At 62.0% G+C, this 16,170-nt stretch carries 14 protein-coding genes and 1 tRNA gene; 10 read left to right on the top strand and 5 right to left on the bottom strand.

What is annotated here, in order from left to right; genetic code table 11:
* The first annotated feature begins 216 nt into the window (after positions 1-216).
* Genes ubiD through AX768_RS04015 form a run of 3 tightly spaced genes read left to right on the top strand, consistent with a single transcriptional unit; the run spans position 217 to position 3,559 of the window.
* Entirely contained in the window at positions 217-1,824 is a 1,608-nt protein-coding gene (gene ubiD / locus AX768_RS04025) for a 4-hydroxy-3-polyprenylbenzoate decarboxylase (protein ID WP_061998887.1), read from the top strand.
* Positions 1,821-2,843, top strand: coding sequence for an asparaginase (locus AX768_RS04020; RefSeq protein ID WP_119024631.1), 1,023 nt, complete (start codon positions 1,821-1,823; stop codon positions 2,841-2,843). Before ubiD ends, AX768_RS04020 begins: the two co-directional genes overlap by 4 nt.
* A gap of 41 nt (positions 2,844-2,884) precedes the next feature.
* A complete protein-coding gene (locus tag AX768_RS04015) occupies positions 2,885-3,559 on the top strand; it encodes a LysE family transporter (RefSeq protein ID WP_061998885.1) in 675 nt (224 codons plus the stop codon).
* Between the two features lie 10 nt (positions 3,560-3,569).
* Here AX768_RS04015 and AX768_RS04010 read toward each other — a convergent pair whose 3' ends face one another.
* Positions 3,570-4,535, bottom strand: a complete 966-nt coding sequence (locus tag AX768_RS04010) for a threo-3-hydroxy-L-aspartate ammonia-lyase (protein WP_061998884.1) — start codon at positions 4,533-4,535, stop codon at positions 3,570-3,572.
* A 200-nt stretch (positions 4,536-4,735) separates the two neighbouring features.
* Positions 4,736-5,059 carry a hypothetical protein gene (locus AX768_RS31855; protein ID WP_075359639.1) on the bottom strand — a complete coding sequence of 108 codons (324 nt, stop codon included), beginning with the start codon at positions 5,057-5,059 and terminating at the stop codon, positions 4,736-4,738.
* Positions 5,060-6,204: 1,145 nt separating this feature from the next.
* Here AX768_RS31855 and AX768_RS04000 point away from each other — a divergent pair.
* The 4 genes from AX768_RS04000 (at position 6,205) to trmB (ending at position 8,211) form a co-directional block, all read left to right on the top strand.
* Positions 6,205-6,525 (top strand): EthD family reductase, encoded by a 321-nt coding sequence (locus AX768_RS04000; protein WP_061998882.1) that lies wholly within the window; start codon positions 6,205-6,207, stop codon positions 6,523-6,525.
* Between the two features lie 102 nt (positions 6,526-6,627).
* Complete coding sequence (locus tag AX768_RS03995; RefSeq protein ID WP_061998881.1) at positions 6,628-7,200, top strand: YggT family protein; 573 nt, start codon at positions 6,628-6,630, stop codon at positions 7,198-7,200.
* A gap of 62 nt (positions 7,201-7,262) precedes the next feature.
* Positions 7,263-7,337 (top strand) — tRNA-Gly (locus tag AX768_RS03990).
* Between the two features lie 118 nt (positions 7,338-7,455).
* Positions 7,456-8,211, top strand: a complete 756-nt coding sequence (gene trmB / locus AX768_RS03985; protein WP_061998880.1) for a tRNA (guanosine(46)-N7)-methyltransferase TrmB — start codon at positions 7,456-7,458, stop codon at positions 8,209-8,211.
* 87 nt (positions 8,212-8,298) lie between these two features.
* Here the strand turns inward: trmB and AX768_RS03980 are convergent, their stop codons facing one another.
* From AX768_RS03980 to AX768_RS03970, 3 genes are all read right to left on the bottom strand, one after another.
* Positions 8,299-9,132 (bottom strand): undecaprenyl-diphosphate phosphatase, encoded by an 834-nt coding sequence (locus AX768_RS03980; protein ID WP_061998879.1) that lies wholly within the window; start codon positions 9,130-9,132, stop codon positions 8,299-8,301.
* 82 nt (positions 9,133-9,214) lie between these two features.
* Positions 9,215-9,814: a DUF1439 domain-containing protein gene (locus AX768_RS03975; RefSeq protein ID WP_061998878.1), complete on the bottom strand. Its 600-nt coding sequence runs from the start codon at positions 9,812-9,814 to the stop codon at positions 9,215-9,217.
* Between the two features lie 38 nt (positions 9,815-9,852).
* Positions 9,853-10,158 (bottom strand): YkgJ family cysteine cluster protein, encoded by a 306-nt coding sequence (locus AX768_RS03970; protein WP_061998877.1) that lies wholly within the window; start codon positions 10,156-10,158, stop codon positions 9,853-9,855.
* 124 nt (positions 10,159-10,282) lie between these two features.
* On the opposite strand from AX768_RS03970, the gene hemN reads away from it, so the two are divergent.
* The 3 genes from hemN to AX768_RS03955 all read left to right on the top strand — a co-directional run bounded on the left by hemN (position 10,283) and on the right by AX768_RS03955 (position 16,143).
* Entirely contained in the window at positions 10,283-11,656 is a 1,374-nt protein-coding gene (hemN, locus tag AX768_RS03965) for an oxygen-independent coproporphyrinogen III oxidase (protein WP_061998876.1), read from the top strand.
* Positions 11,657-11,773: 117 nt separating this feature from the next.
* Entirely contained in the window at positions 11,774-12,955 is a 1,182-nt protein-coding gene (locus AX768_RS03960; protein WP_061998875.1) for an efflux RND transporter periplasmic adaptor subunit, read from the top strand.
* A 14-nt stretch (positions 12,956-12,969) separates the two neighbouring features.
* Positions 12,970-16,143, top strand: a complete 3,174-nt coding sequence (locus AX768_RS03955) for an efflux RND transporter permease subunit (RefSeq protein ID WP_061998874.1) — start codon at positions 12,970-12,972, stop codon at positions 16,141-16,143.
* Positions 16,144-16,170 lie beyond the last annotated feature (27 nt).

The following is a 16,170-nucleotide window of genomic DNA, read 5'->3' as shown; positions in this document are numbered from 1 at the left end:
TTTTGGTTATTATAAACAGTGTTCAGAGCCCTCAAAGCGCCTTCCCAAGCGGTTTTCCAGCGGTCAAGCCCGAGTTGTGCCGTTGTGTGACCTGACGTACCGACATCAACACAGGTAAAATCGACAATCGCCCGCGCGCGCTCCGGAGCCTCTCCACGAACTTTGTTATGCGCCGGGCTGCAGATAATTTTCCTCGCAGGCCCTACCCCTCAGCCGATGAAATACAAAGACCTGCGCGACTTCACTGCTCGCCTCGAAACGCTTGGCGAGTTGCGCCGCATCAAGCAGCCCGTTTCTCCAGTTCTTGAAATGACCGAGTTGTCCGATCGCGTGCTGCGATCGGGCGGCCCCGCGCTGCTTTTCCAGACGCCAACCGGACACACCATGCCGGTGCTGGCCAACCTGTTCGGTACGCCGAGGCGCGTGGCCCTGGGCATGGGTATCGAAACGGAGGCGCAAGCCGCTTCGGACCCGAGTCTTCTCAGTGACAAAGCTGCACTCGAGTCACTTCGCGATGTCGGGCGCCTGCTCTCCGCCCTCAAGGAACCCGAGCCGCCCAAGGGATTGAAGGACGCAGGCAAGCTGTTCACGCTCGCCAAGGCCGTATGGGACATGGCGCCGAAGACGGTGAACGCCCCGCCGTGCCAGGAGATCGTGTGGGAAGGACAGGACGTCGATCTTGCACGCCTTCCTATTCAGACATGCTGGCCGGGCGACGCCGGTCCGCTGATCACGTGGGGCCTGACCGTCACGCGCGGGCCGAACAAGACGCGGCAAAACCTCGGCATATATAGACAGCAACTGATCGGGCGCAACAAGCTCATCATGCGATGGCTCGCACATCGCGGCGGCGCGCTCGACTTCAGGGAGTTCGCGCTTGCCAATCCGGGCAAGCCGTATCCGGTTGCCGTGGTGCTCGGCGCCGATCCCGCAACGATTCTCGGCGCCGTGACGCCGGTGCCCGACTCGCTTTCCGAATATCAGTTTGCCGGTCTGCTGCGCGGCGCGAAGACCGAGCTGGCAAAATGCCTGACGCCGGGCGTCGACACGCTGCAAGTACCGGCGCGCGCCGAGATCGTGCTCGAAGGGTTTATCTACCCGCAAGACGGTCCCCTGCCGCAGGCGCCCGAGGGCGCGCCGCCGAGGCCATCGAACAATGCGTCCGGCAAATACGAGCACGCGCTCGAAGGTCCGTACGGCGACCATACGGGCTACTACAACGAACAAGAGTGGTTCCCGGTCTTCACGGTCGAAAAGATCACCATGCGCCGCGATGCGCTCTATCACTCCACGTATACAGGCAAGCCGCCCGACGAACCCGCCGTCCTTGGCGTCGCGCTCAATGAAGTATTCGTGCCGCTCTTGCAGAAGCAGTTCACCGAGATCACCGACTTCTATCTGCCGCCCGAAGGCTGCAGCTACCGCATGGCAATCGTGCAGATCAAGAAGAGCTACCCGGGACATGCCAAGCGCGTGATGTTCGGCGTCTGGAGCTTCTTGCGGCAATTCATGTACACGAAGTTCATCGTGGTGGTGGACGACGACGTCAACATCCGCGACTGGAAGGAAGTGATCTGGGCAATTACAACGCGTATCGATCCATCGAGAGATACGGTGCTCGTCGATAACACCCCGATCGATTACCTCGATTTTGCTTCGCCGAAGGCCGGGCTAGGATCGAAGATGGGTCTCGACGCCACGAACAAATGGCCCGGCGAGACGGACCGCGAATGGGGCCGCCCGATCGTGATGGACGACGCGGTCAAACGGCGCGTCGATGCGCTGTGGGACGAAATCGGCTTTTCGGGAGGAGCACGGTCATGAGCGCTGCGGCGACGGTTTATCGTGGGGAGTCGGTGGAGAACACGCACACCGCGCATGTCGCCGTGGTCGACACCGAAGGCCGCCTCCTGCATGCATTCGGCGATCCGTCGCGCATGACGCTCGCGCGCTCCGCCGCAAAACCGGCGCAAGCGCTGGCCGTGCTGGAAACGGGCGCGCTCGAACGTTTCGGCTTCGATGACGCCGATCTCGCCCTGATGTGCGCGTCGCACAACAGCGAGCCGCGCCATATCGAACGCGTGAAGGCGATGCTCGCCAAGGCGCACGCAACAGAAACCGATCTTCGATGCGGCGGTCATCCGCCGTTATCGGACGCGGTCTGGAAGGACTGGATCAGGCGCGACTTCACGCCAACAGGCGTGTGCAGCAATTGCTCGGGAAAACACGCGGGGATGCTCGCCGGTGCGCAGGCACTGGGTGCGGCGATCGCGGATTATCACTTGCCCGATCATCCGCTTCAGGTCCGGGTCAAGCAGACCATGGCCGAAGTTTGCGATCTTCCGGGCGACGGTGTGCAATGGGCCACGGACGGATGCAACCTGCCTACGCCGGCGTTTCCGCTTGATCGGCTCGCACGGCTTTTCGTGAAGATCGCCGCCGCCGGTACACCTCCCGATAACACGCCGCGCTCGGCCGCCCTCGCCCGGATCTACCGCGCGATGACAACCTACCCCGAACTCGTCGCCGGCGAACACCGCTTCTGTACTGCGCTGATGCGCGCCTTCGAAGGTGAACTGGTCGGCAAGGTGGGCGCCGATGCGAGCTATGCGATCGGCGTGCGCGAATCGGGCTCGCGCCCGGCACTGGGTATCGCCGTGAAAGTCGAGGACGGCAACACGGCCGTGCTCTACGCCATCGTCACCGACGTGCTCGATCAACTCGGCATTGGCAACGCGGCACAACGCGAAAAGCTAAGCGCCTACCGGAATCCGACCATGCGCAACACGATGGGTATTGAAACGGGACGGCTTGTGGCCTCAGTGCCGCTCGAACGCGCGTAACCACTGCCCCACTCAATAGCAATCAAAAAGGGAAAGCCTGGATGCACGCGTTGCCGTTGTTGTCGGATGGATTCTTTCTGTCGTTGTCGCTGTGTCTGGATATTGGTATTGCAAACGTCGCGATCATCTCGCTGACGCTTTCCCACGGTTTCAAGCCCGGCATGATGCTGGGCCTCGGCACCTGCGTCGGCGACCTGCTGTATGCGGCGCTGGCGCTGGCGGGCATGGCCGCGTTGCTCCAGTTCGATGCCGTGCGCTGGGTCGTATGGATCGGCGGCTCGATCGTGCTGCTGTTCCTCACCTTCAGGATGACGCGTGAGGCGCTATATCCGGCATCCGCGCCTCCGGTGGAAGGCGAGGCCGATGTCGCCACGCCCCGGCCCTCGCATCTGCGCAGTTTCCTGCGCGGGGTGTTGCTGGCGGTTTCATCGCCGAGCGCAATCCTCTGGTTCGCCGCCGTGGGTGGCGCGCTCATCGCGAAAGCCGGCGCGACCGGCAAGATGAGCGCGTCGGTATTTCTCGCAGGTTTTCTTGCAGGCGGCCTCGCATGGACGGTGTTCATCTGCACGCTCGCAAGCCATGGCCGCGAGCGCGCAGGGACTGCGTTGCTGCGCGCTTGCCATGTTTTATCGGCGGTGCTTTTCGCGTACTTCTCGTACAGCGTGATCGTGCACGGATACCACGACCTGATCGTGAACAGCGCAACGGCAATTTAACGCGATCGCATCACGCGATAAAACCCGCAAACCGCGCCATGTCCACGTTGCCGCCGCTGATCACCACGCCCACGCGCTTGCCCGCTACCGGCACGACGTTCTGAAGCACCGCTGCGGCCGCGAGACAGCCGGTCGGCTCGACAACCATCTTCATGCGCTCGGCAAAGAACCTCATGGTCGAGACAAGCTGGTCGTCGCTGACGGTCACGACGCGATCCACGAGCCGCTGCAGGATTGGGAAGTTGTATTCGCCGACATGCGTGGACGCGGCGCCATCGGCAATAGTGCGCGGCACATCGATATGCACGATCTCACCGCGCGCCAGCGATTGCTGGGCGTCGTTGCCCGCTTCCGGCTCCACGCCGATCACCGTGCACGACGGACTCAGCTCGGCCGCTGCCAGCGCGCATCCGGCGAGCAGCCCACCGCCGCCAAGGCACACGAACAAGTAGTCCAGCGGCCCCGTCTCCTCGATCAATTCCTTCACGACGGTTCCCTGCCCGGCGATCACGTGCGGATGATCGTACGGCGGAATCAGCGTCATGCCGCGCTCTTGCGCGATCTTCGCGCCAATAGCCTCACGATCTTCCGTGTACCGGTCATATGTGATCACCTCGCCACCATAGCCACGCGTGGCTTCCATTTTCGCGGCGGGCGCGTCCTCCGGCATGATGATCGTCGCCTTGATGCCCGCGATCCGGGCGGATAGCGCGATTGCCTGCGCGTGGTTGCCCGACGAATAGGTCAGGACGCCGGCCTTGCGCTGGGTATCGGAGAAATGTGAGATCGCGTTGAATGCGCCGCGAAACTTGAAGGCCCCCATGCGCTGGAAATTCTCGCACTTGAATAAGAGGCTGGCGCCGGCGAGGGCGTCAGCGGTGTTCGAGGTCAGGACAGGCGTGCGATGCGCGGCGCCGGCAATGCGTTTGGCGGCATCGGCGACGTCGGCATATGTGGGTGCGGGGAGAATGGGCATCTAGCATCAGGCGGCGGTTGGAGGGAACGCCATTGTCCCAGCATAGTGCTGCGTCTGAAAAGCTGGCCAATCGGCCTACGATCGAGAACTGCGGATAAACCTCGAAAAAGCAAAACGGCGCAACCGGTCGAGCCGAATTGCGCCGCGCTTGTCATCCGCGCTTGTCATCAAGCGAAAGAATCAGTCTAACGAGCCGCGGCTCAACGCCGCCATCCACCGTATCCGCCGCCATATCCACCACGATAGCCACCGTGATATCCGTATCCACCGTGATACCCGCCGTAGTACGGCCGACCATAATAACCCCCACCGACGACCACAGCGGGCGGCGCATAGACCACCGGCGGCGGCGCGTAATAGACCGGAGCCGGGGGCGGAGCGTAATACACGGGCGGAGGCGGCGCAGCGTAGACCGGATACGCCGGCACGCCAATGCCGATACCTACGGAAACGTGAGCCTGAGCTGCACTTGCGAAGCCTGCACCGATGGCTGCAGCGACCACAAACGGGACTAACTTTTTCACTTTTCTTCTCCCCGCTGCGGTACCCGTGCACACGACGGGATAACGCAACGACATGCATTGAATGTAGCTAAAAACCCTGAAACCCACCTTAAGCATTTGTAGCCAAATGCAATTGAAACTGTCTTGAAACTGGGCGTTCTCCGGCGGTTTTCAAGTCGAGCGGCGCCTTTCGCTTCATAGCTGTAACCGCTCAGCGGGCGATGTTAAGGGTTTGCAGAGTTAGCCGCCAGTCACAGCCCGAGGTGACCGTTTATTCCAAATGTCACCAATGAAATGATTCATTACAATTGACTGAACGACGCGAAAACTAAAACAGCCCCGCCGATGGAGAACCATCGAACAGGGCTGCGATTTCTAAGCGTTCTAAGTCAGGCAAGGTGCTGCAAGTTTTTTCGCTCAGCCTACTTTCACGTACGCGAATTCGCGTGTGACATTGGGTGGCACGTACGCCCCGCTGATGCGCACCCGCGGCGTAAGTCTTTTTCGTTGATCCCACCACTGACGCCGATGCGTCTCACTGAGAAAACGAAGATGTTTCCGATAAGCAAAGATACTCATGGTGACCCCTGAAGGTTGCGAAACCGGCATTGGCAAGCAATCTGACACTTGAACCTGGCGCTGAAGCGGCACTCTGTCGAAACCCATGAGGAATGGGCCGCCGCGCCGATTCCGCCTATTCCTACCGTCGCGTCGCGCAAACCGACCACGCCGCGATCAAAAAGGTGCTTACTTTTTCATCGGAGCAAAGACTATGCCCTTCCTTCCATATCGCTTCCTGGCTTTGCGGGCGAACGCTCTGGCATACAGACGATCGCCCTCGTCCCACCTATGTTGTAGTTTTAACCCTCCCCATTGACGTCATCGGTGCGACGCCGAACGCATGACCATCGAATCGCCCGGGCTGAAGGCGAGCGCATGCCCAACCGCAGCGTGCGGCAACCGTCCCAAGGCGCACTCAAGCCATGCTATGGTGATGCCCGGCGCGCCAGTGTGGGGAAGCCGCCGGGGGATCTGGCGGGCGCGCTGAACCAATGCTGCAAACCACCCGTTCGAATGCCCTGGTTGAACGCTGGCCGGAAACACCCGATACACCAGTTACCCGGCTGCCCTCGACGCCAATCCATTCAGCTACCAGAAAGAACAAAATGATCAAAGTCAGCTTTATGTATCCGTATAGCGAGAATGCGCGCTTCGACATCGATTACTACTGCTCGCACCATATGCCGTGGGTCGCCGGCCTGTTGGGCACTACATTGAAAGGCTGGTCGGCCGACGTCGGCCTTGGCGGCGGCGCACCGGGTTCAAAGCCCCTATACGTGGCCGCCGGCCACCTGCTGTTCGACTCCGTCGATGCGTTCAAGGCCGCAGTAGCGCCGCACGCAAAAGCTTTTGCGGACGATTTGACGAATTACACCGACGGCGATCCGGCCGTCGTGCAGATCAGCGAAGTCCGAGCCAGCAGCTAGGTAAACAACCGGCTATGCGGCGTGCCACGCCGCCCTTTACTGCCCTCGTGACAACCCTGCGCGGCCGCGAGCGCCGCGCTTTTGCCTTGAAAAGGATCTGAGATGTTTGGCGAGATCGCCCGTTTTGTACTCAACACCGTATTTACGCTGTTCGGCGCGGCGCTGTTGCTGCGCGCCTGGATGCAATTTGTCCGCATGCCGCCGTACAACCCGGTTTCCAACGCCGTGATGCAGGCGACCAACTGGCTCGTCCTGCCGCTGCGCAAGATCTTGCCGGCCACCAAGTCGGTCGATCTGGCGAGCATCATTGCCGCGTTCATCGCGGCGTTTGTCTTCCTGATCCTGATGGTGCTGCTTGCCGGCATTGATCCGGCAGGCATCCCGGTCCTGCTGCCTACCCTGCTCCTGGTCGCGGTGATCACGGTCGTCAAATGGGCGCTGAACCTGATCATCTGGATGACGATCCTGATGGCGTTGCTGTCGTGGCTCAATCCGCAATCGCCGGCCATGCCGCTGCTGTATCAACTGACGGCGCCGTTTCTCGAACCGCTGCGGCGCATTCTGCCGCGCATGGGTGGTATCGATTTGTCGCCCATCCTGCTGTTCGTGATCGTGCAGGTGCTGTTGATGATCGTGACGCGCCTGGCCGTGACAATGACCATGTTCGGCGTCTGAAGCGTTGTCCAAACGGCCGAGGTTGCGGGAACGCGGCCGTTCCGCGTAAAATCGCGGTCTCTGCGGGCGTCGTATAATGGCCATTACCGTAGCTTCCCAAGCTACAGACGTGGGTTCGATTCCCATCGCCCGCTCCAGTTTCGAGTTGTTTTGACTTCAAAAAGCCGCCCTCCTAGGCGGCTTTTTGATTTAAGGCGGCGTTCTCGTATTTTCCGCCGCCGCGCCTTTGCTCAACCACTGAATCCGTCCTTGCCGATGATCCACGACCCCACTTCAGACCACGACGACGCCGAAGCGGCCGATAACGATTCAACCGAAAGCGAGAATACGGCTGACGGCCGGCCGCACCGCCGTATCCGGAGTTTCGTGACGCGGGCGGGCCGGGTATCGACGGGACAACGTCGTGCGCTCGATGACTTCGGCCCGCGTTTTGTCGTGCCGTACACGCCGCAACCGCTCGATTGGGACGCCACCTTCGGCCGCAGCGCGCCGCGCGTGCTCGAAATCGGCTTCGGCATGGGCGCGACGACGGCGGAAATTGCCACGGCACGTCCCGGCGATGATTTTCTCGGCGTCGAAGTGCACGAGCCGGGCGTGGGCGCGCTGTTGAAACTGATCGGTGAGCAGGGCCTTGAAAACATCCGGATCGTCCAGCACGACGCCGTGGAAGTGCTCGAACACATGATCGCGGCGGAAAGCCTCGACGGCGTTCACATTTATTTCCCCGATCCGTGGCACAAGGCGCGGCACCATAAGCGCCGGTTGATCCAGCCGGGGTTCGTCTCGCTGCTCGTTTCGCGGCTCAAGCCCGGCGGTTATCTGCATCTCGCGACAGACTGGCAGAACTATGCCGAGCAGATGCTCGAGGTGTTATCGGCGGAACCGGCGCTCGACAATACGTCCGATGCCGGTTATGCCCCGCGTCCGGATTATCGGCCGGTGACGAAATTCGAACGCCGCGGGCTGAAACTCGGCCACGGCGTCTGGGACCTGGTGTTCAAACGCCGCTGACGTAGCGCATACCCCGCATCGCTGAAACAAAACAGGCCGATTCAACTGAAGTTGAACCGGCCTGTTTCCATATGCATGGGCAATCGCTTATTCAGCCCAGCTCAATCCGCCGCTGTATCCGACGATCAAGATCAGCAACCCAAAACCGATCCGATACCACGCGAACGCCGTGAAATCGTGCGTGGCGACGTAGCGCAGCAGCCATCGGATACAAACGAACGCGCTGATGAACGCCGCCACCAGCCCGACCATGAAGAGCCCGAGCGAGTCCACCGTCAGCGACTTCCAGTCCCTCGCAAGCTCATACAAGGTGGCGCCGAAAATGATCGGGATCGCGAGGAAGAACGAAAACTCGGTCGCAACCTTGCGTTCCAGCCCGAACAACATCCCGCCGATGATCGTCGATCCCGAACGCGATGTACCCGGAATCAGCGCAAAACACTGCGCGAGGCCGACCTTGAGCGCATCGGAATAACTGAGGTCGTCGACGGAAGTCACGCGCGGCGCGACATTCTTGTCGCGGTTGCGTGCCTCCGCCCACAGGATCACGAGGCCACCCACGATCAGCGCCACCGAAACCGGCACCGGCGCGAACAAGACAGCCTTGATGTGCTTTTCGAGCAGCAGCCCCAGCACGATGGCCGGAATGGTCGCAATGATCACGTTCAACGTGAACCGGCGTGCCTTGGGCTGCGTTGGAAGACCGGCCACGATTGATCCGATCTTGCGCCGGTACTCCCAGACGATGGCAAGGATCGCGCCGAACTGGATCACCACGTCGAACGTCTTCGCCTGGGCGTTCGTAAAGTTCAGCAAACTGCCGGCCACGATCAGATGTCCCGTGCTCGAGACCGGCAAAAACTCGGTCAACCCCTCCACCACGCCCAGAATCAGCGCCTTGCAAAACAGAATCCCGTCCATCGCTCCGCCCTTTCGCCATTGGTCGGCCGTTGCCGGCCGGTCGTTCAGGGCATGCCGCGAGCGGAAATCTCATCGAAAAAAACTATTTCTCGACGATCTGCACGCGTATGCCGTTTGTAAGGACGGTGATTGTACCGGGTTCGTAATTAACTCCGGCAAACTGTAATTGTTCGGGCTTGAACGTGTAGATGGGGTAGCGGTCGAGAAACTGCGTCGCCATGACCGCGCCGGCCGCGTTGATCTGCTGGGTGTATTGCGCGGCGTCGCCGGTGACCTGGGTATCGTCGACAGTCGGCGACATCAGGATGACCGAATGGCTGGCTGCGTCGTAGGCCAGTTGGCTGGACAACGTGAAGACGCCCGTCACGGGGTTCGGCATGAATGGCGTTGCCAGGCGGGCGTCCACCCGCACGGTGATGCGGTTGCGATCCGGTGCAAGGCCGACCAGCGGATTGGCGAGCGTGACATCGAATATCTGCGATGCCGTGCGCTGGAACGGAAACTTGCGCTGCACGGCGTCCTGTACTTCGGCGCGGCTAAACGTGTAGTGATCGGGGATGAACGGGAAAATGGATGCAGCGCGCGCCGGTTTGCCCGGCTGAGTTCCCAGCGCCACCGCGCCCGCGCCGCCCAGGGCCGCGAGCAGGAACCGGCGCCGCTTCGGCGCAACGGCTTGAGTCATGCGAAATTCTCCAGTGACTTGAATGAGCGTTCGACCGTTCAGACGCGCTCGGGTTGCTCAGGTTGTGTATCGATTTCGAGTTGCGTCAGCCAGGCGAGCGCGTAGCCGCGGCTGTCTCCACACATCGGTTCCGATGGCTGAAGGCCCGAGCAGCAAGCGGGTCGGCGCGGATCGCCGAATATCGCGCAGCGCAGATCCTCTCCGAGCTGCACGCAGCGTACTCCCGCCGGCTTGCCGTGAGGCATGCCGGGGATTGCGCTCGAAATTGACGGCGCGATGCAGCACGCGCCGCACGCTTCGCGGCACGCGTGGGCGGACATCTTCGGGTCGGGAACGGCGGCCATGGATCGGGCGTTTTTAAAAAGCGGCAACCCGGCATTGTGCCACTGGGTGACTGCGGCGATATCACGCAAGAATCGTGGAAATGTGTCGGATAGACTCGAACGATCCCATCACGGCGTGTCAGCAATGTCCCTCTTCCGCCCCGATCTGCTCACAAAATATGATGCGGCCGGGCCGCGCTACACGTCGTATCCGACCGCCGTCCAGTTCACCGACTCCTTCGATCGCGACCATTACAGGCGGGCGGCGGCGGACCCGGACGCGGCATCGGCGGATCTCTCGCTGTACTTCCATATCCCCTTCTGCGACACCGTCTGTTTCTATTGCGGCTGCAACAAGATCGTGACGAAGAATCGCGCGCACGGGAGGCCGTATCTCGATCGGATGAAACGTGAGCTTGCCTTGCAGGCCGCGTGCTTCGATACAACCCGCCCCATCACGCAATTGCACTGGGGCGGCGGCACGCCGACGTTTTTATCGCACGAGGAAATGGCCGAGCTGATGGTCGCGACCGGCGAGGCGTTCGATCTGCTTCCCGACGCGCAAGCGGAATACTCCATCGAGATCGATCCGCGCGAGGCGTCGGCGGAGACCATCGGCGTGTTGCGCGATCTGGGCTTCAACCGCCTCAGCTTCGGCGTGCAGGACTTCGATCTGCGCGTGCAGCAGGCGGTCAATCGCGTGCAGCCTTTCGAGATGACCGAAGCAGTGATGTCGGCGGCGCGGGCGGAAGGCTACAAGTCGGTCAGCGTCGACCTGATTTACGGGTTGCCGCATCAAAGCGTCGAGAGCTTCAGCCGTACGCTCGATACGATCATCGGCCTCGCGCCGGATCGTCTGTCCGTCTTCGGCTACGCGCATATGCCGCGCCTTTTCAAGATGCAGCGGCACATCGATGCAACCGCGCTGCCGTCCCCCGCCATACGTCTCGCGATCCTGGAACGGGTCATCGAGAAGCTGACCGGGGCGGGTTACGTGTATATCGGGATGGATCATTTCGCGCTGCCCACCGATGAACTCGCGATCGCCCAGCGCGCCGGGACGCTGCAGCGCAATTTCCAGGGCTACAGCACGCAAGCGGATTGCGATCTGATCGGGCTCGGGGTTTCATCGATCAGCAAAGTCGGCGACGTCTACGCGCAGAACGCGAAGGACATGGCGGGATACGGCGAGGCCATCGACCGCGGCGAGCTGGCGATCACCCGCGGTGTGCGCCTTACCGCCGACGACCGGATGCGGCGCGACGTCATCACTCAGTTGATGTGTCAGTTCTCGCTGCGCTTCGACGCCATCGAGGCGGTTTATGGCATCCGGTTTCCCATTGCGTTCGCGAGCGAACTCGAACGGCTGAAACCGCTCGAAGCGGACGGGCTGGTCGAAGTCACAAACTGGGGCATCAACGTGCTCGCCGACGGACGCATGCTGGTGCGCAACGTGGCAATGATCTTCGATCGCTATCTCGCCGGTCATGCCGTGCAGCGCTTCTCCAGAACAATTTGATCCGCGGCCGCATGGCCCTTGCAGCGCCCGCCTCCTCGCGATACCTTTGGCAACTTTGCCGCCCGTCGCCGTGAAACGCGCTATCGTGCGGCGTGCTCCACGTTCCACAGGCAGGCAATGCATTTATCCACAAAACGGGCAGGCGTCATTGCGGCTATCGTCGTCGTTATCTTACTGGCGATCGGCGTCGTTCATTCGCTCAAAAAGCGCGCTGCGGCCGAAGCACCGGCGACGCCGTCCGCTTCGGCCGATGAGTCGGTCATCGAATTCACGCCGGACGATCTCACCGTCGTCACGCGTCATACGCTGTCCGAAACGCTGCCGCTCACCGGGTCGCTGCGCGCAGTCACGCAAGCGGCAGTGAAGGCGAAGGTCGCGGGGTCGGCGCTGGATGTCCGGGCGCGCGAAGGCGATACGGTCAAGGCCGGACAAATCCTGACCACGATCGATGCGCGCGACTACGCCGCCCGCGCCGACCAGTCGCGCGGACAGATGGCCGCGATGGCCGGTCAACTGGACATCGCGAAACAGACGCTCGAAAACAATCGCGTGCTGGTGGAAAAGGGCTTCATATCGAAGAACGCCTTCGATACGGCGCAAAGCCAATACGCCATCGCCGCAGCAAACCTGGCTGCGGCGCGGGCGGCGTTGTCGTCATCGAATTTGTCGGTGGCGGACACCATCGTGCGCGCGCCGTTCGGCGGGCAGATTGCTTCGCGCAGCGTGGAACCGGGCGAGCATGTGGCCGTGGACGCCAAGCTGTTCGATGTCGTCGATCTAACCCAGCTCGAACTCGAAGCACCCGTGCCCGTGGGCGAGATCGGGCGCGTGCGGGTCGACCAGCCGGTGCGCATCCGCTTCGATGGAATCGATGCCCCGGTCAGCGCCACGGTCACGCGCATCAACCCGGCCGCGCAAGCCGGCTCGCGCTCGATCATGATCTATGTGCGCGTGGCCAATCCACAGTCGACCTTGCGCGTTGGCATGTTCGGAACCGGCAGCGTCATTGTCGGCAGCACGGCAAATGCGATGGTCGTGCCGGCGACGTCGGTCCGCACGGACGGCTCGCGTCATAGCGTCTACGCAGTCACGAACGGCAAGCTCGTCGAAGTCCCGGTGACGACAGGCGCGACCGGCGACGCCGACGGTGCAAGCTGGACGGAACTCGCGGACTCGTCACTCAAGGAAGGTCAGCAGGTCGTGAAGAACAACCTCGGGGCGTTGCGTATAGGCAGCAAGGTGCGGCTGGTTGGTTCAAGCACAAGCGCCGCGGCTTCGTCACCCGTCGCCTCCAAATAGCGGAGCCGCACGCCATGTGGTTCACGCGAATCAGCATCAACAATCCGGTTTTTGCCGCCATGATGATGGCGGCGTTTCTCGTGATCGGTCTCTTTTCGTATCAGCGGTTGAAGGTCGATCAGTTCCCCGATATCACCTTCCCCGTTGTTGTCGTGCAGACAGCGTATCCGGGGGCATCGCCGGAATCGGTGGAATCCGATGTCACGCGCAAGGTCGAGGAAGCGGTCAACACGATCAGCGGTATCGATGAAATCTCGTCGCACTCGTACGACGCGTTGTCGGTGGTGATCGTCCAGTTCGACCTGTCCGTGAATGTGATGCAGGCGGCGCAGGACGTGCGCGACAAAGTGGCGCTGATCCGGCCCGACCTGCGCGACGGCGTGAAGGAACCGCGCGTGTTGCGCTACGACCCGGCCGACATGCCGATCGTTACCGTCGCGGTTTCGAACGCGCCGGGGTCGCTGCTCAGCACCCGCGATCTCACGACCACCGCCGACCAGATCGTGCGAAAACGCCTGGAGACGGTGCGCGGCGTGGGGTCGGTGAGCATTGTCGGTGGCGTGAAACGGCAAGTGCGCATCGACGTCAGTCCCGACCGGCTGCAAGCGCTTTCCGTAGGCGTCGATCAGGTGATCCGCGCCGTGCAGAACGAAAACCAGGAGATTCCGGCGGGGCCGCTGACATCGGCGGGAATCGAGCAGACCGTGCAGGTGAAGGGCCGCTTCCAGACGCCCGATGACTTCAAGCGGATCATCGTCGCCCGGCGCGGCGCCTCGAATGCAGGCCATGCCGTCACGCTCGATCAGGTCGCGCAAGTTGTCGACGGTCAGGAAGAGCCCGACAGCATGGCGCTGCTGAACGGGAACCGGGCGCTGTTTTTATCGGTGATCAAGGCTCAGGGCGAGAACACCGTCGACGTGGCGCAAGGGATCCGCGCCGAAGTCGCGGCGCTCCAAAAATCCTTGCCGCCGGGCGTGAAGCTCGACGTCACCGACGATTCATCGCGCGAAATCGAAAACAGCGTGAACGAGGTCAAGGGCACGTTGCTGGAAGGCGCGCTGCTGACGATTGCAATCGTGTTCCTCTTCCTCGGTTCGTGGCGCAGCACCGTGATCACCGGACTCACCTTGCCGATTGCGTTGATCGGCACGTTCGCGTTCATGTACATGGCCGGATTCACGATCAACGTGATCACGCTGATGGCATTGTCGCTTTGCGTGGGGCTGCTGATCGACGACGCGATCGTGGTGCGCGAGAACATCGTGCGCCATGTCCAGCTTGGAGCCGATCACCGCACCGCCGCGCTCGACGGCACGAAGGAAATCGCGCTCGCCGTGCTTGCCACGACATTCTCCATTGTCGCCGTGTTCCTGCCGGTCGGCTTCATGAGCGGGATTATCGGACGCTTCTTCCATCAGTTCGGCGTGACGGTTGCGGCCGCCGTGCTGATATCGATGTTCGTGTCTTTCACGCTCGACCCGATGCTTTCGTCGATCTGGCCGGACCCTGCCCTGCATGTCCGCGGCACGAAATATCTGGCGCGGTTTCTTGCGTACTTCGAGCACGGCGTGGAGCGGCTCGCGCGGTTCTACCAGCGGCTGCTCGGGTGGTCGCTGCGGCATCGCGTGGCGACCCTCGTGGTCGCAGCCGCGACGTTCATTGGCAGCCTGTTTCTCGTGCCGCTGATCGGCACCGAGTTCGTGCCGAACGCCGATTTCTCCACTACGCAGATCGGCTTGAACACGCCGGTGGGGACGTCGCTGGAAGCTACCGCCGACAAGGTCCGGCAAGTCGAAACCGTGCTCGCGCAGTACCCGGAAGTCCGCTACAGCTACGCGACCATCAACTCCGGCAACGCGCAGGGCAAGAACGACGCGATGATCACCGTGCATTTGAAGGAGCGGCGCGACCGCACGCGCGGCGTGCAGGAGCTGAATCAGGTCTTCCGCGACCGGCTGAAAAGCATCGCCGGGATTATTGTGACCGAGATCGGCATGTCGGACGGCGCGGGGTCGAACAAAGCCGTCCAGTTCAGCCTTCAGGGCGACAACCTTGACGAGCTGCGCCGTCTTTCGGCCGAAGCACAACACCGGCTTGCGAAGATTCCGGGCCTGGTGGATCTGGACGCGAGCCTGAAAGACGACAAGCCGATTGTGGCCATTGATATCCGGCGCGAACTCGCATCTGACCTGGGCGTCGGCGTGGCGGAAGTCGGTCAGGCGTTGCGCCCGTTGCTTTCGGGAGACGCCATCAGCACGTGGCGCGCGCCCGACGATCAGGATTACGATGTGAGCGTGCGGTTGCCATCGGCCGAACGGCGCAACGTGGACGACTTGTCGAAGCTGATGATCGCTACGAGCCGCACCGATGCCAACGGCGCGCCCTTGCTCGTGCCGCTGCGCCAGGTCGCCGCGATCACCGAAACCACCGGGCCCGATGTGATCAGCCGCCGGGATTTGTCGAGGGAGGTCGAGATATCGGCGAACGTGACCGGGCGCTCGCCGGGCGAAGTGGCCGCGGACGTCAAGAAGACACTTGACGACATGCACCTTCCGGCCGGCTACCGATACCGCTTCGGCGGCTCCACGAAGAGCATGAACGAGTCGTTCATCTACGCCGTGCAGGCGCTGGCGCTGGCCGTGATCTTCATCTACATGATCCTTGCGTCGCAATTCGGCAGCTTCCTGCAGCCGCTCGCGATCATGGCGTCCTTGCCGCTCACGCTGATCGGCGTGCTGGCCGCGTTGCTGCTGTTCGGCAGCACGCTCAACATGTTTTCGATCATCGGCTTCATCATGCTGATGGGGCTCGTGACAAAGAACGCGATCTTGCTGATCGACTTTGCGAACCAGGCGCGGCGCGGAAGTCTGCTCGATGCCTCCGGCAAGGGACACGCCATGTCCCGCAGCGATGCGTTGCTCGAAGCCGCGCGCGTGCGTCTGCGGCCAATCCTGATGACCACGCTCGCAATGATCTTCGGCATGCTGCCGCTCGCACTCGGGCTGGGTGAAGGCGGCGAGCAGCGCGGGCCGCTTGGGCAGACTGTGATTGGCGGCGTGATTACGTCGTCGCTGCTGACGCTGGTAGTCGTGCCGGTGGTCTACACGGTGCTGGACGACTTCGGCGCGTGGGCCTCACGAAAATGGCGACGCAAGGAGAAGCCGGCAACGGGCACGGGGCCGCTTTAACTTGCACGACTTGCGGGTCGCCTTCCA

The sequence above is a fragment of the Burkholderia sp. PAMC 28687 genome (genome assembly GCF_001577465.1).
In the GTDB taxonomy this organism is placed as follows: domain Bacteria; phylum Pseudomonadota; class Gammaproteobacteria; order Burkholderiales; family Burkholderiaceae; genus Caballeronia.
This window is presented reverse-complemented; position numbering and strand designations above follow the sequence as displayed.

Bases quoted from the DNA above. Each gene is read 5' to 3' on its own strand.
- AX768_RS04020 (WP_119024631.1), top strand. From the start codon at position 1,821: ATGAGCGCTGCGGCGACGGTTTATCGTGGGGAGTCGGTGGAGAACACG.
- AX768_RS03960 (WP_061998875.1), top strand. From the start codon at position 11,774: ATGCATTTATCCACAAAACGGGCAGGCGTCATTGCGGCTATCGTCGTC.
- ubiD (WP_061998887.1), top strand. From the start codon at position 217: ATGAAATACAAAGACCTGCGCGACTTCACTGCTCGCCTCGAAACGCTT.
- AX768_RS04010 (WP_061998884.1), bottom strand. From the start codon at position 4,535: ATGCCCATTCTCCCCGCACCCACATATGCCGACGTCGCCGATGCCGCC.
- AX768_RS03970 (WP_061998877.1), bottom strand. From the start codon at position 10,158: ATGGCCGCCGTTCCCGACCCGAAGATGTCCGCCCACGCGTGCCGCGAA.
- AX768_RS03995 (WP_061998881.1), top strand. From the start codon at position 6,628: ATGTTTGGCGAGATCGCCCGTTTTGTACTCAACACCGTATTTACGCTG.
- hemN (WP_061998876.1), top strand. From the start codon at position 10,283: ATGTCCCTCTTCCGCCCCGATCTGCTCACAAAATATGATGCGGCCGGG.
- AX768_RS03980 (WP_061998879.1), bottom strand. From the start codon at position 9,132: ATGGACGGGATTCTGTTTTGCAAGGCGCTGATTCTGGGCGTGGTGGAG.
- AX768_RS04000 (WP_061998882.1), top strand. From the start codon at position 6,205: ATGATCAAAGTCAGCTTTATGTATCCGTATAGCGAGAATGCGCGCTTC.
- AX768_RS03975 (WP_061998878.1), bottom strand. From the start codon at position 9,814: ATGACTCAAGCCGTTGCGCCGAAGCGGCGCCGGTTCCTGCTCGCGGCC.
- AX768_RS04015 (WP_061998885.1), top strand. From the start codon at position 2,885: ATGCACGCGTTGCCGTTGTTGTCGGATGGATTCTTTCTGTCGTTGTCG.
- trmB (WP_061998880.1), top strand. From the start codon at position 7,456: ATGATCCACGACCCCACTTCAGACCACGACGACGCCGAAGCGGCCGAT.
- AX768_RS03955 (WP_061998874.1), top strand. From the start codon at position 12,970: ATGTGGTTCACGCGAATCAGCATCAACAATCCGGTTTTTGCCGCCATG.